Raw genomic sequence first — 12,950 nt, 5'->3', positions numbered from 1 at the left:
ACACCGTGAGCCCGACATCGCACACGGACCGGCTGGTCATGGGGGGTTTCTCCCGCGCCGACGGGGCCCGGCACCCCCATCACCCGAGCAGCTACGAGATCACCGATCCCGCCGAGGCCGCCGAGGTCCGGGCCGTCCGGGAGCTGGGCCGGGCGCGCGCCGCCGCGGCCGGCGAGGTGCTGTTCACCTGTGCCTGCGGGGACGACGACGGGACCCGCCACCCCACCCCGGAGTCGAACCGGCTGCTGGACCCGCTGTCCCCCGACGGGATCCCGGCCCGCCACCGGGCCCGCTGGGCGGCGGCGGCACCGGGCGCGCTGCGGGAGTACGCCGGGGCCCTCGCGGCGGGCGCCGAGGATCCCGCGGCGCCGCGCGGGGTGCCGCTGAGCGTGGCCTTCGGCTGGCTGGGCGCCGTACGCGAGGAGCCGCGCGACGCGGCGTGGCTGCTCGCCGAACGGGCCCCGCTGCGCCTGCTGGCCGGGGCCGACACCGCCGAACTCGCGTGGGCGGTGCGGGAGTCGGACCGCGCCGGGCTGGAGGGTGCCGTCCGGTTCTTCGCGGGCGAGGAGTTCACCTCCCGCCATCCCAAGCGGCGCCGGGTCCCGGACACGGCCCGCGACCTGCTGCTCCGGCACGCCCGCAGCCACCGCCCCGCGGACCTGGCGGTCTTGGAACGGCGGCTGCTGCGCACACCGCAGGACCGGATCAGGCGGTCCTGATGGCGGGGTCGGAGACGCCCGGGGCGCCGGTCTCCACGTGTCCCGCGAAGCGCCGCAGGAAGGTGGTGTCGAGGTCGGAGACGACCTTGACGTCGTACCAGCGGCCCGTCGCACCCAGGTTGACGGTGTGGGTGACCCTGCCGCCGGCCGGGACCCGGAAGGTCTGGGCCGCGCCGCCGTAGGCGTTGGCCACGGTGAGGTTGACCGCTGCCGTGCCGGAGTTGGTCATCGTCAGGTCCAGGTTGCCGGTGGAGCTCACGTGGCGGGCCGTGACCTCCGGGCCGGCCTTCTTCGCCGGGCCCTTCCAGGTGCGCAGGAAGCCGTTGGGACCCCACACCGTCAGGTTGATCTGGTTGCCGGTGGAGCTGCTGGTGGACCAGGTGTCGGCAAGCGTCTTGCCCGCCTCGACCGTGTAGGGCCACGGGCCGTCCGTGCGGTTGCCCGAGGTGCTGTGGAAGTGGGCGCCCAGGGTCGGGCCGGAGGCGAAGGTGAGGGTGAACTTGCCGGTGGAGACGGTGCGGGAGCCGTCCACGTACGGGACGTAGCCGAGCGCGCGGGTCGGCTTGGCCCCGGCCTCCTGCGGGGGCAGCGCGCCCGTCGCCGGCGGCGTGGGGTGGTAGGACGGGTGGCGGTCCTTGTCCGGCGGGACGTACGCGGCCGTGGACGGCAGCGCGGCGGGGGCGGCATCGGCCCTGGTGAAGTCGAAGGCCGAGGTCAGGTCGCCGCAGACGGCACGGCGCCACGGGGAGATGTTCGGCTCGTGCACCCCGAAGCGCTTCTCCATGAAGCGGATCACCGAGGTGTGGTCGAAGGTTTCGGAGCAGACGTAGCCGCCCTTGCTCCACGGAGAGACCACGATCATCGGGACGCGCGGACCCAGCCCGTACGGTCCGGCGGCGTAACCGCCGCCGCCCGCGTACAGGTCCTTCGACACGTCGGCGGTGGACAGGCCCCAGGCGGAGGAGGCCGGCGGGTACGGCGGGACCACGTGGTCGAAGAAGCCGTCGTTCTCGTCGTAGGTGATGAACAGGGCGGTCTTCGCCCACACCGCAGGGTTCGCCGTCAGCGCGTCCAGGACCTGCGAGATGTACCAGGCGCCGAAGTTCGTCGGCCAGTTCGAGTGCTCGCTGAACGCCTCGGGGGCGGCGATCCAGGAGACCTGGGGCAGGGTGCCGTTCACCACGTCGGCGCGGAGCCGGTCGAAGTAGCCCTCGCCCGCCTTGACGTCGGTGCCGGTGCGCGCCTTCTCGTACAGGGGGCTGCCGGGCCGGGCATTGCGGTAGGTGTTGAAGTACAGCAGCGAGTTGTCGCCGTAGTTGCCGCGGAAGGCGTCGTTGATCCAGCCCCAGGAGCCGGCGGCGTTCAGGCCGTCGCCGATGTCCTGGTAGACCTTCCAGGAGATCCCGGCGGACTCCAGGCGCTCGGGGTAGGTCTTCCACCCGTAGCCGGCCTCCTGGTTGCCGAGGACCGGGCCGCCGCCCAGGCCGTCGTTTCCGGTGTGGCCCGTCCACATGTAGTAGCGGTTGGGGTCCGTGGCGCCGATGAAGGAGCAGTGGTAGGCGTCGCACACCGTGAAGGCGTCTGCGAGGGCGTAGTGGAACGGGATGTCGTTCCGCGTCATGTACGACATGGTCGTGGCCGTCTTGGCAGGGACCCACTTGTCGTACTTGCCGTTGTTGTACGCCTGGTGGCCGCCGGCCCAGTCGTGGTCGAGGCCCTCCAGGAACTGCATTCCGAGGTCCGCGATCTGCGGATGGAAGGGCAGGACGTCCTTGGTGCCGTTCGACTGGTGGAAGATCGTCCTGCCGTTGTCCTGGATCACCGGGCGCGGGTCGCCGAAGCCCCGGACACCCTTCATCGCGCCGAAGTAGTGGTCGAAGGACCGGTTCTCCTGCATCAGGACGACGACGTGCTCGATGTCCTGGATCGTTCCGGTGGTGCCCTGCGCCGAGATGGCGGCGGCCCGCGCGATGCTGCCGTTCAGCATCGCGACGGCGGCCGTGCCGCCGGCTATCTGCAGGAACCTGCGACGGTTGAGCTCTGCCATGGGGTGACGACCTCTGGGGGTGAGGGGGGAGTCGAGGGGCGCCCCAAGGACAGCGGTCCCGGGGTACCGGACGGAGATGCCTTCGTGACACGGCGCCGTACACCTGGAGAACGGACGGCGTTCCGTACGCGGTCCCGCGCGCCCCGCGGCCCGCCGGTTCCGCACCGCTGGGAGGGTACGGCGAAGCACCCGCTCACAACAGACGGCGTGAACGGGCCACATGGCCGGAAGCGCGCGTTCCTACTCATCCGGACCGTGCACCGGTCCTCCGAGAACTGAGCATCCGTACTCAGGCCCCGGCGCACCCGCCCCGCCATCGTGTGGACATGTTCATCGAGCCGTGTGACCCGCCCCGCAGCGCCGGTCCGACCGCCGTCGGCAGCTTCCTGCCCGACGAGGTGCTGTCCTCGCAGGCCCTCCAGGAGGAGGTGGCGCGCCGCAGTGGCCTGGCGCTGCCGCCGAGGCTGCTGACGCAGGCCACCGGGATCGTCTCCCGCCGGGTCGCGGCCGAGGGCGTGTACGCCTCCACGCTCGCCGTGGGCGCCGCCCGGCGGGCGCTGGACTCCGCCTCGCTCTCCCCCCTCGACATCGACCTGCTGCTCTTCGCCTCCGCCTCGCGCGACATGGTCGAGCCGGCGACCGCGCACATCGTGCAGGCGGAGCTGGGCTCGCGGGCCCACGCCCTGGACGTCACCAACGCCTGCAACAGCTTCGTGAACGGCATCGACCTCGCCCGCTCGATGATCCTCGCCGGACGGGCCCGGCGGGCCCTGGTGGTGACCGGCGAGACCCCGAGCCGGGCGGTGCGCAAGGACCCGTCCGGACCGGCGGAGCTGCGCGACGGGTTCGCCGGCTACACCTTCGGCGACGCCGGCGCGGCCGTCGTGGTCGAGGCCGTGGAGCGCGGCGGCATCCTCGACGTGGACACCGAGACCCACTCGGAGCACTGGGAGGTCGGGGGCATACCCGGCGGCGGTTCACGGCACCCGCGCGGGGACGCGTACACCTACTTCCGCGGCGACGGGCACGAACTGCGCGGCGTCTTCGAGAAGGTGGGCACCGCCGTCATCGACCGGACGCTGCACCGCTCGGGGTTGTCCTGGGACGGCTTCGCGAAGGTGCTGGTGCACCAGGTGACCGTGCCCTACCTGGAGCGGTTCGCCGAACTGACCGGGGTGCCCGCCGACAAGCTGGTGGTGACCGTGCCGGAGCTGGGCAACGTCGCGAGCGCGAGCATCGGGGTGCAGCTGGACCGTGTGTTCCCGCGGCTGGCGCCGGGCGAACGGGTGCTGTTCGTCGGCCTGGGCGGCGGCATCAGCATCATGACGATGGTCTGGGAGAAGTCGTGAACCGGATGTGGGTCGTGGTGCCCGCGCACGAGGAGGAGGCGCGGCTGGCGGACACCCTGCGGGCGCTCGCCGCGCAGCGGGACCGGGACTTCACCCTGCTCGTCGTCGACAACGCCTCGGCGGACGGCACGGGCGCCGTCGCCCGGGAGTTCGCGGCCGGCGCGCCTTTCCCGGTGGAGGTGATCGAGGAACCCGAGAAGGGTGTCGGCTCCGCCGTGGACACCGGTTTCCGGTACGCGATCGGCCGGGGTGCGGCGCTCCTCGCCCGCACCGACGCCGACTGCCTGCCCCGGCCCGGCTGGACGGCGGCCGCACGGAACGCGCTCACCCGCCGCCCCGGACTGGTGTGCGGGCGGATCGTGGCCCGGCGCGACGAGCACGGCCCGCTGGGCCGGGCCGGTTTCGGGGTGCTGGTGGCGCTCGCCGCGCTCTTCGGCCGGCTGCGGCCGCGGCACGCCCGCCGCCACGGCTACCGGGCGCCCTACCGCATGCACGCCGGGAACAACATGGCGATCACCGCCGAGTTGTACCTGGCCGTCGGCGGCATGCCGCGGCGCCCCTCGCCGACCGACCGGCTGTTCCTCAACGCCGTGCGCCGGCACACCGACCGGATCGTCCACTGCCGGGAGATGGTCGTGGAGAACTCGACGCGGCGCCTGCGGGCCTACGGGCTCGCCGGCACCGCCCGCTGGTACCTGGACCAGGGCAGCGGACCGCACGGAACGGACGACCCCCGCTGATGCTGGACCGACTCGACCACGCGCTGCGCAGCCGCCCCGAGCGGCCCGCCGTGCTCACCGCCACCCGCACCGGCGCGCCCCGGGTGCGGGCCACCCGGGGCGAACTCGCCGAGCTGGCGGACGCCTTCGCCGCCGCCCTGCACGCGCGCGGGCTGCGCGCCGGGGACACCGTCGGGGTCGCCGTGCGCCCCGGGCCGCGGGCCCTCGCCGTCCTGCTCGCGCTGTGGCGGCTCGGGCTGCGCGGGGCCGTCCTGGACCCGGGCGCCGGGCCCGACGTCCTGCGGGCCCGCCTCGCGCTGGCCCGGCCCGCGCTGGTGCTGGCCGACGCGGCCGCGCAGGCGGTGGCGGGCTGGGCCCGGCCGCTGGCCCGCCGGGCCGGGCTCGCGCTGCCCGACCTGGCCGGCCTGGGGCCGGTGGCCTCGGTCGGGCCCCGGCTGCCGGGGTGCGCGCCCGCGCTGGACCTGGGGGCGCCCCGGCTCGGCGTGCCCGCGCACGCCGCCGCGGACGGCGACGCCGACGCGGTGATCGTGTTCACCTCCGGGACCACCTCCCGGCCGCGTGCCGTGGTGCACACCCGGGCGAGCCTGTCGGCCGGCATGGCCACGGTCTCGTCCCTCTTCGACGCCCGCGGGGACGAGCCGGTACTCGGCGGTACCTTCTTCGTCCTCGTCCCCTCCCTGACCCGCGGCGCCGCCGTGGCCCTGCCGGCCGGCAGCGCCCGCGTACTGGCACGGCAGTTGCACCGGCTGCGGCCCTCCGAGAGCTATCTGACCCCGCCCCGGCTGCGGGACGCGCTGGGCGCCGGCGCCCGCTTCCACGGCCGTGTGTGGACGGGCTCCGCGCCGGCCGGCGCCGACCTGCTGGAACGCGTACGGGGCGCGGGCGCGGCCGAGGCCTGGGGCGTCTACGCGCTCACCGAGCTGTTCCCCGCCGCCGCGGTCGAGTCCCGGGAGAAGTCCGCCTTCGACGGGGACGGGGACCTGGTCGGGGCGCCGCTGCCCGGGGTACGGACCGAGCGGGACGACGACGGACAGCTGCTGCTGGCCGGGCCGGCGGCCCGCCACCGCTACCTCGGCGAGGACCCCGATCCGTGGGTGCGTACGGGCGACCGGGCGCGGCTGGACGCCGGGGGCCGGATCGTCCTGGAGGGCCGGTGCAAGGACATGGTGCTGCGCCGGGCCGAGAACATCTACCCGGGCCTGTACGAGCCCGCCCTGCACGTGCCGGGGGTGGAGCTGGCCGTGCTCGTCGGGATCCCGGCGGGCGACGGCGACGAACGGCTCGTCGCCGTCGTGCAGCCGCAGCGCGGCGCGGACGAACCGGCCCTGCGCGCGGCCCTGTCGAAGCCGGTCGCCCGGATGGGCACGGCCCGCCCGGACGAGGTGCTCCTCGCGCGGATCCCGCTGTCGGGACGCTCGCGCAAGCCGGACCGGGCGGCGACGGCCGCCCTGGCGGCGCAGCGCCTGGGCCAGGTGTGATCCCTGGACCCGGCGGTTCCCCCCGGGCCTGGTGTGCCCCCCGGAGGCGCCGTGACGCCAGCAGCCCGCACCACCCGCCGGCCCCGGACCACCAGGCCGGGCCCGGGCCCGAGGCCTCCGGGCCGGAGCCGGACCGCCGGGCCGGGGCCGGCTTGGCCGCCGGGCAGGTGCCGGGCCCGAGGCCGCCAGGCCGGGGCCCGGCCACCAGGCCGAGGCCCGGGCCACCGGGCCCGGAAGCCCGTACGTGGCGCAGGCTCCCCGGCGTTGCCGCCGCGCAGGCGCTGACCGCCGGTGCGGTCGGCCCCGGGTCCGGGGCCGCACGCCCGAAGCCCCCTGCCTTCCCCCGATCCGCCCGTCCCATGGAGGTACAGCCCTGATGAGTCCCACGTCCCACGCCCGGGCGCGGCGCCGCGACCGCCGGGTCTACCTGGGCGGCCACCCCCTGCTGTTCGGGCTGCTCGCCGCCACCCGCGGCCGGCCCGTTCGCCGGCTCGGCCGGACCGTGCTGGTGCACGGCACCGACTCCTACCGGGAGGCCCTGACCCGGCTGCCGCTCGACCGGACCGCCCAGGGCACCACGGGCGCCGCGGCGCGCGCCGCGCTGGGTGGCGACGGGGGTGTGCTCTTCGACCAGGAGGGCTCCGGCCACCGGTCGGACCGGCGGGACCTGGCGGGGCAGCTCTCCGCGGCCGGGGTGGCGCGGCTGCGGGAGCGGTGGCGGCCGCTGCTCGCACGGCGCCTCGCGCCGCTCGCCGAGGGCGGCGAGGTCGACCTCGTCGAGCTGGCCCGCGAGCTGTCGGGGACGGTGGTGTGCGCCCTGCTGGGCTCCGGCGCCGACCCGTGCGAAGTCGCACGGGCCGCCGCCGAGGCGGCGGCCGCCACCGTACGCAGTCACCTGCCCGGGCCGCGCCGCCCACGCGCCGAGGCCGCCGCGGCCCGGGCCGCCGGAGTGCTGGGCGACCTCCTGGACAGTGTCCGCGCGACGGCGCCGGCCGCTGCGAGTGCGCGCTCGGCGGCGTCCGGTGCACGCGACGGTGAGGCGGGGAAAGACGGCCGTGCGGCGGACCGGCGGGGTCCGACGCGGCACGGGTGCGGGCCGGACCCCGCCCGGCAGCAGGGAATTCGCCTACACGGCCCGGGCCGCGCCGACGGCGCACTCGCGGCGATGGTGGCGGTGGCAGCGGTGAACACCACGGTGGCCGCGCTGCCGCGGGCGGTGGCCTGGTGCGCCGACGCCGGACTGTGGGACCAGGCGGCCGACGAGGCGCTGCGCCCGGCACTGGCGGACGAGCTGCTGCGGGTCACGGCCGCCTCGCCGCTGCTGCCGCGCGTGGCCGCCGCGGACGGCACGCTCGGCGGCTGCCCGGTGCGGGGCGGCGACCGGCTGCTGCTGGTCGCCCGGCATGCCGCCGGGGCGCACCGGCGCGATCCGGACGCCCGCCGCCCGGCCGAACCGGCCCAGTCGCGGCTGGTGTTCGGGGCCGGGGGGCACGCGTGCCCCGGAGCCCGGCTGGCGTCCGTCCAGCTGGCCGACGTACTGGCGGCGCTGGCCCCGTACCGGCCGGTGGTGACACGGGCCCGGGTGGACCGGGGTGCGGCGCTGCCGGGCTGGCGGACGCTGTGCGTACGGGCGGCATCGTGATCGCGGTCACGGGCGCGAGCGGCTTCTGCGGCGGGCACGTGGCGCGCGCCGCGGCGGCGGCCGGTGCCCGGGTGGTGGGGGTCGGGCGCAGACCGGGCCCGGTGGGCGAGCACCGGTTCTGGGACGCGACCGCGGGCGACCCGGACCTCACCGGGGTGGACGTGGTGGTCCACTGCGCGGCGGCGGTCGGCGACCCCTCCCCCGGCTCGGCGGCGGAGGCGCTGATGCACGAGGTCAACGTCATCGGCACCGAGCGGTTGCTGCGGGCCGCGGCGGGCCGGCCGGTGGTGTGGGTGAGCAGTGCCAGTGTCTACGACCCGCGGCTGGACCGCTCCCTCGTCGGCGAGGAACACCCGCGCGCCGGGCAGTTGAACGCCTACGGCCGCACGAAGGCGGCGGGCGAGACCCTGGCCCTGGCCGCCGGGGCGGTGGTGCTGCGCCCGCGGGCCGTGTACGGGCCGGGCGACACCACGCTGCTGCCGCGGCTGCTGTCACGGGTCCGGGCGGGCACCCTGCTGCTGCCGGGCCCGGACGTGCGGCTGAGCCTGACGGCCGTGGAGAACCTGGCGGAGGCCGCTCTCGCGGCCGCGGCCTGGCCGCCGGGGGCGTACAACGTGGCCGACGGCCGGCCGTACGGCCGTGACGCCGCGGTCCGCGCGGTGCTGGACGCCCACGGCGTCCGCGCCCGGATCCGGCACCTGCCGCTGCGGGCGGCCCGCGCCGCGGCCCGGGTCTCGGAGGCCCTGGCGACCGCCGAGCCGGCCCTCAGCCGGTACGCGGTGGACCAGCTGGCCCACCCCGTGGTCCTGGACCTGGCCCGCGCCCGCTCCCGGGGCTGGCTGCCCCGCCGCACCCTGGCGGACCACCTGGGAGACGTGGTGTCGGCCGGGACCGGGGCGGTCAGCCGCTGACGGGGGTCGGGGTCTGCCGCGCCTTGTCGATGAGCACGTCGAGCAGCGCGAGCAGGGACGCGCGGACGTCCGTGCGCGAGCGGGCGTCGAGCATGAGGACGGGCGTGTCGGGATCCCGCAGGTGCAGGGCCGCCCCGATCTCCTCGGCGGTGTAGGGCTGTTCGCCGTGGAAGCAGTTCGCGCCGACCACGAAGGGCAGGCCGCGGCTCTCGAAGAAGTCGACGGCCGGGAAGCTGCGGTCGAGGCGGCGCGTGTCGACCAGCACGATCGCCCCGAGGGCGCCGCCCAGGAGGTCGTCCCACATGAACCAGAAGCGCTCCTGGCCGGGGGTGCCGAACAGGTAGAGGACGATGCCGGCGTCGGTGAGCGTGATCCGGCCGAAGTCCATCGCCACGGTGGTGAGGTTTTTGGACTCGATGCCTTCGAGGTCGTCGACGCCGACGCCCGCGGCCGTCAGCCGCTCCTCCGTCCGCAGCGGCTCGATCTCGGAGATCGTCTCCACCAGGGTGGTCTTGCCGACTCCGAACCCACCGGCGATGAGGATCTTGACCGGGGCCGGTTCCCGGGAGGCGGGTGTGGCGGGTGTGTCATATCCGGGCAAGGCTGTCCCTGATTCTCATGAGCAGGTTGACGTCGGTGGTGTCGGAGGCCGCCAGGGGCGGCCGGTGGGTGATCAGGCCGCGGTCGGCGAGTTCCCCGAGGAGCAGCGTCATCGGGGTGAGGCGGATGTTCATTCGCGCCGCGATTTCCGCGACCGCGCGCCCGCCCGGCGGCGCGCACAGGTCGAGGATTTCCTGCCACTCGGTGGGGAGTGCCCCGTGCGCGTCGTCGGCGACCGCCGCCGTGATGGTGGTGTCCATGGTCAGGACGGTGTGCGCAGCGGCCGTACGGCCGTCGGTGAGGGCGTACAGCCGCGTACGGCGGCGGCTTGCGGGCTGCGGCTCGTCCTGCGGCATTACGGGTTCGGCACCTGGCCGCGCTCGGGGGTGCCCAGCCACTCGCCGAGCGCCTGCGCGGTGCGTACGGCCTCGCCGCCCAGCTCGCCGAGGCGGGCCTTGCGGGAGGTCACCACGATGAGCGTGCTGCCCTCCCCGCATCCGACGATGCAGAGGTACCGGTCGTCCATCTCGACGAGCTGGCGGATGACGCGGCCGCCGTCGATCTCACGGGATATCGCCTTCATCGTGGAGGCGATGCCGGAGGCGGCGGCCGCCATCCGCTCGGCCTGGGGCTGGTCCAGCAGGTAGGCGCTGAGCCGGATGCCGTCGTTGGACAGGAGCACGGCTCCCTGGATGCCGGCGATCCTGCTCAGGTTGTTGTCGAGGACGCTGTAGATCGCGTCGTTGGATGCCGCGTTGTTCGATGAGGTGGTCATGGCTGATCCCGTCGGAGCTCTTCTTCCACTGTCTGGGTCCCCTGTTCGTAGTCCGCCCAGGCGTCGGCGACCTCTTCGGGTGTCGCTGTGTCCTGGGGAACCCTTGTTTCCGGCGCGTGGGGCGCGCGCAGTTGGTCGGCGAGGTGGGTCTGCGGTACGCGCTCGGGGAGGGCCGGCCGCGCGGGGGCGGCCGCCGCGGCCGGCCGGACCGCGGGTACGGCGGCAGGTGCGGCGGCCGGTGCGGGCCGGGGCGTCTTCGTACGGCGGCTGGGCAGTCCGGCGCTCGTGTGCACCACCGGTCCTGGCTCTCGGCCCTCGGCGGGGACCGGCCCTCCGGGGTCCGACGACACGGGCACGTCCGCGGCGGGCGCGTCCGCGGCGGACTCGGCCGCAGCGGAGTCCGGCTCCGCGGCCGGGGCCGGGACCACCGGTTCGCGGCGGGCGGGCCCACCCGGGGCCACCCCCACCGTCGGCAGCAGCAGTTCGGCCGGGAGGACCACCACCGCGCAAGTCCCTCCGTACACCGAGCGGCGCAGGGTCACCGTGGCCCCGAGCTGGTCGGCGAGGTGGCCCACGACGAAGAGGCCGAGCCGGTGCGCGTTCTGCGCCAGGACGGAGTACGGCGGTGCCTGGTGCAGGCGGCCGTTCATCTCCTCGTACCGCTCGGGGCTCACCCGCGGCCCGCGGTCCTCGATCTCGACCGTCAGCCCGTCGGCGACGAGTTCGGCGCGGATGACCACCTTGGACTTGGGCGGGGAGAACCGGGTGGCGTTGTCCAGCAGTTCGGCCAGCAGGTGGCTGATCCGGCTGACGGCGCTCGGCTCCACGCTGGTCTCGTCGAGGGCCTGCCGCTCGATGCGCCGGAAGTCCTCGACCTCCGCGGCGGCTTCGCGCAGCAGGTCGGCGACGCGCATGGGCTCGGTGTGCGGGTCGGGGACCTCGCCGCCCGCCAGGATGAGGAGGTTCTCGATCTGCCGCCGCATGCCGACCGTCAGCTGGTCGGACCGCATCAACTGGGCGAGCAGCGCCTCGTCGTGGCCGAAGGTGTCCTGGATGTCCTCGGTGAGACTGAGCTGGCGGCTGACGAGGTTGCCTGTGCGCGAGGCGATGCCCGAGGCGAACAGGCCGAACCCGTGGCGCTCGGCGGCCAGCCGGCGGTGTCCGTCGACCGATACGGCGACGGCCCGGGCGAACGCGTCGCTGATGCGTCCGACCTCGTCCCGGTCCCCGCTGACCGCCGGCAGGGCCTCGGGGTCCACGGTCTGTCCGCGCTGGAGCCGGGCGACGACGTCGGGGAGGGTCTCCTCGGCCACGGTGACCGTGCGCTCGTGCAGTTCGCGCAGGCGGCGCAGGACCGACCGGGTGGTGAGGACGACCACGATCACGACGGCCAGCAGTCCGCCGCCGCTGCCGGCGATCAGCCAGGCGACCTCGGTCTGCAGCTGCGCGGCCTTGGCCTCGCCGCGGGTGAGCACCGAGCGCGCCAGGTCGATGTTGAGGGTGGTCATCTGCACGGAGAAGTTGGCGTGGGCGGACTTCCAGTCGCCGACCTCTGCGGGCACCCTGATGCCCGAGACGGTGTCCTGGTGCCCGGAGAGGACCGCGTTCTCGATGCGCGTCTTGGTCTGCCAGTCCGCGGAGCCGACGACCCGTTCGTAGAAGCGCTCGTCGCCTTCCGCGAGGTGCGGCACGATCAGCGCCTCGTGCAGGTAGCGCTGGGCTCCCAGGGAACTGACGAACTGGTCGTAGCCGACGAAGCCCAGTTCCCCGGACGGCCCGGCGAGCGCCAGGACGGTGTCCTCGCGCGCGACCATCTCGGTGGCCTGGAGCATCGACACCACGGGGCGGCTCGCCTGGGCGAGTTCGGCGTCCTCGGCGTGGCTGAACTCCTGCTGGTAGACCTGGATGACCTTGCCGATCACCTCGGAGTAGTAGGCGAGCGTGCTGTCGGCGGCGCCGCTGCGGGTGTCGGCGCGCTGGCGGTGGGCGGCCAGCTTCTCGAGCTGCCGGGTCACTTCGGCGAAGGACCTCGACGGGTCGTCCGCGAGCCGGCCGAATTCGGCCGCGGCCGAGTCCGTCGCGGCGCGCCGTACGCGCAGTTCGCCCTCGGCCCCCTCGGTGCCCGCCCACTGGGCCGCGGTCGCCGTCCGCTCCGCCTGCATGTCGACCATGAGCGTGTACAGCGGTGCGCCGATCCGCTCGGCGGCCTCCACGTCGGCCCGCAGCCGCGCCGACTGCTCCAGCAACCGGTCGGCGGTCACCGTGACTTGGGTTCCCATCGCCACGGTGGGGACCACTGCCAGCCAGATGAGGAGGGTGCGCAGGCGCACGCTGCGCCACCGACGCGTCGTCGACCGCCCTCGTACGCCTTCGGGTTGTATGGGAGACATCGGTCCTCGGGAGCGGGGGCGACTGGGGACGTCAGGGGTGGCCGAACAGCCTGACCGGGCAGGGCACTGCTGAGGGGACGGTCACAACCGGTGTCATGGTGACGGGATGTGAGGGGGCGATCATAACCAGACAGACCGAGGAAACGGATAGGTGTCTTCGAAGGTCGAACATGCTATTGCCGGTGGATCACCCCAGGCCAGAGACCGGATCGGAACCGAACCGCGACGTCCTCGACACCATGGCCGTACGGTTCCGGCCAGCCGACCCTCCGGTCGCACCGGACAGGGGGCGGGGTGAC

The 12,950-nt window shown here is 75.0% G+C and carries 11 protein-coding genes; 6 read left to right on the top strand and 5 right to left on the bottom strand.

From position 1 onward, the window contains the following. Positions 1 to 5: 5 nt before the first annotated feature. Positions 6 to 719 carry a hypothetical protein gene (locus AB0F82_RS29120; RefSeq protein ID WP_362632617.1) on the top strand — a complete coding sequence of 238 codons (714 nt, stop codon included), beginning with the start codon at positions 6 to 8 and terminating at the stop codon, positions 717 to 719. Here AB0F82_RS29120 and AB0F82_RS29115 read toward each other — a convergent pair. Further along, positions 706 to 2,766 (bottom strand): phosphocholine-specific phospholipase C, encoded by a 2,061-nt coding sequence (locus AB0F82_RS29115; RefSeq protein ID WP_362632615.1) that lies wholly within the window; start codon positions 2,764 to 2,766, stop codon positions 706 to 708. The genes AB0F82_RS29120 and AB0F82_RS29115 overlap by 14 nt on opposite strands. 326 nt (positions 2,767 to 3,092) lie before the next feature. Between AB0F82_RS29115 and AB0F82_RS29110 the strand changes: the two genes are divergently transcribed. The 5 genes from AB0F82_RS29110 to AB0F82_RS29090 all read left to right on the top strand — a co-directional run bounded on the left by AB0F82_RS29110 (position 3,093) and on the right by AB0F82_RS29090 (position 8,886). Continuing rightward, a complete protein-coding gene (locus tag AB0F82_RS29110; protein WP_362632613.1) occupies positions 3,093 to 4,115 on the top strand; it encodes a 3-oxoacyl-ACP synthase III family protein in 1,023 nt (340 codons plus the stop codon). Positions 4,116 to 4,120: 5 nt separating this feature from the next. After that, positions 4,121 to 4,855 (top strand): glycosyltransferase family A protein, encoded by a 735-nt coding sequence (locus AB0F82_RS29105; RefSeq protein ID WP_362632658.1) that lies wholly within the window; start codon positions 4,121 to 4,123, stop codon positions 4,853 to 4,855. Then, positions 4,855 to 6,333, top strand: coding sequence for a class I adenylate-forming enzyme family protein (locus tag AB0F82_RS29100; RefSeq protein ID WP_362632611.1), 1,479 nt, complete (start codon positions 4,855 to 4,857; stop codon positions 6,331 to 6,333). Before AB0F82_RS29105 ends, AB0F82_RS29100 begins: the two co-directional genes overlap by 1 nt. 376 nt (positions 6,334 to 6,709) lie before the next feature. After that, positions 6,710 to 7,975 carry a cytochrome P450 gene (locus AB0F82_RS29095; protein ID WP_362632609.1) on the top strand — a complete coding sequence of 422 codons (1,266 nt, stop codon included), beginning with the start codon at positions 6,710 to 6,712 and terminating at the stop codon, positions 7,973 to 7,975. Beyond that, positions 7,972 to 8,886 carry an NAD-dependent epimerase/dehydratase family protein gene (locus tag AB0F82_RS29090; protein WP_362632607.1) on the top strand — a complete coding sequence of 305 codons (915 nt, stop codon included), beginning with the start codon at positions 7,972 to 7,974 and terminating at the stop codon, positions 8,884 to 8,886. The genes AB0F82_RS29095 and AB0F82_RS29090 overlap by 4 nt, the downstream gene beginning before the upstream one ends. On the opposite strand, the gene AB0F82_RS29085 is transcribed toward AB0F82_RS29090, so the two are convergent. The 4 genes from AB0F82_RS29085 to AB0F82_RS29070 are packed head-to-tail and all read right to left on the bottom strand — an operon-like array spanning position 8,876 to position 12,591. After that, on the bottom strand, positions 8,876 to 9,487 hold the full coding sequence (locus AB0F82_RS29085; RefSeq protein ID WP_356812542.1) for a GTP-binding protein: 612 nt from the start codon (positions 9,485 to 9,487) through the stop codon (positions 8,876 to 8,878). The genes AB0F82_RS29090 and AB0F82_RS29085 overlap by 11 nt on opposite strands. Further along, on the bottom strand, positions 9,474 to 9,842 hold the full coding sequence (locus AB0F82_RS29080) for a DUF742 domain-containing protein (protein WP_362632605.1): 369 nt from the start codon (positions 9,840 to 9,842) through the stop codon (positions 9,474 to 9,476). Before AB0F82_RS29080 ends, AB0F82_RS29085 begins: the two co-directional genes overlap by 14 nt. Beyond that, positions 9,842 to 10,261 carry a roadblock/LC7 domain-containing protein gene (locus AB0F82_RS29075; protein WP_362632603.1) on the bottom strand — a complete coding sequence of 140 codons (420 nt, stop codon included), beginning with the start codon at positions 10,259 to 10,261 and terminating at the stop codon, positions 9,842 to 9,844. Before AB0F82_RS29075 ends, AB0F82_RS29080 begins: the two co-directional genes overlap by 1 nt. Beyond that, positions 10,258 to 12,591: a sensor histidine kinase gene (locus AB0F82_RS29070; RefSeq protein WP_362632601.1), complete on the bottom strand. Its 2,334-nt coding sequence runs from the start codon at positions 12,589 to 12,591 to the stop codon at positions 10,258 to 10,260. The genes AB0F82_RS29075 and AB0F82_RS29070 overlap by 4 nt, the downstream gene beginning before the upstream one ends. Positions 12,592 to 12,950: the final 359 nt, after the last annotated feature.

Origin of the sequence: Streptomyces virginiae (assembly GCF_040638905.1) — a bacterium.
GTDB lineage: Bacteria > Actinomycetota > Actinomycetes > Streptomycetales > Streptomycetaceae > Streptomyces > Streptomyces virginiae_B.
This window is presented reverse-complemented; position numbering and strand designations above follow the sequence as displayed.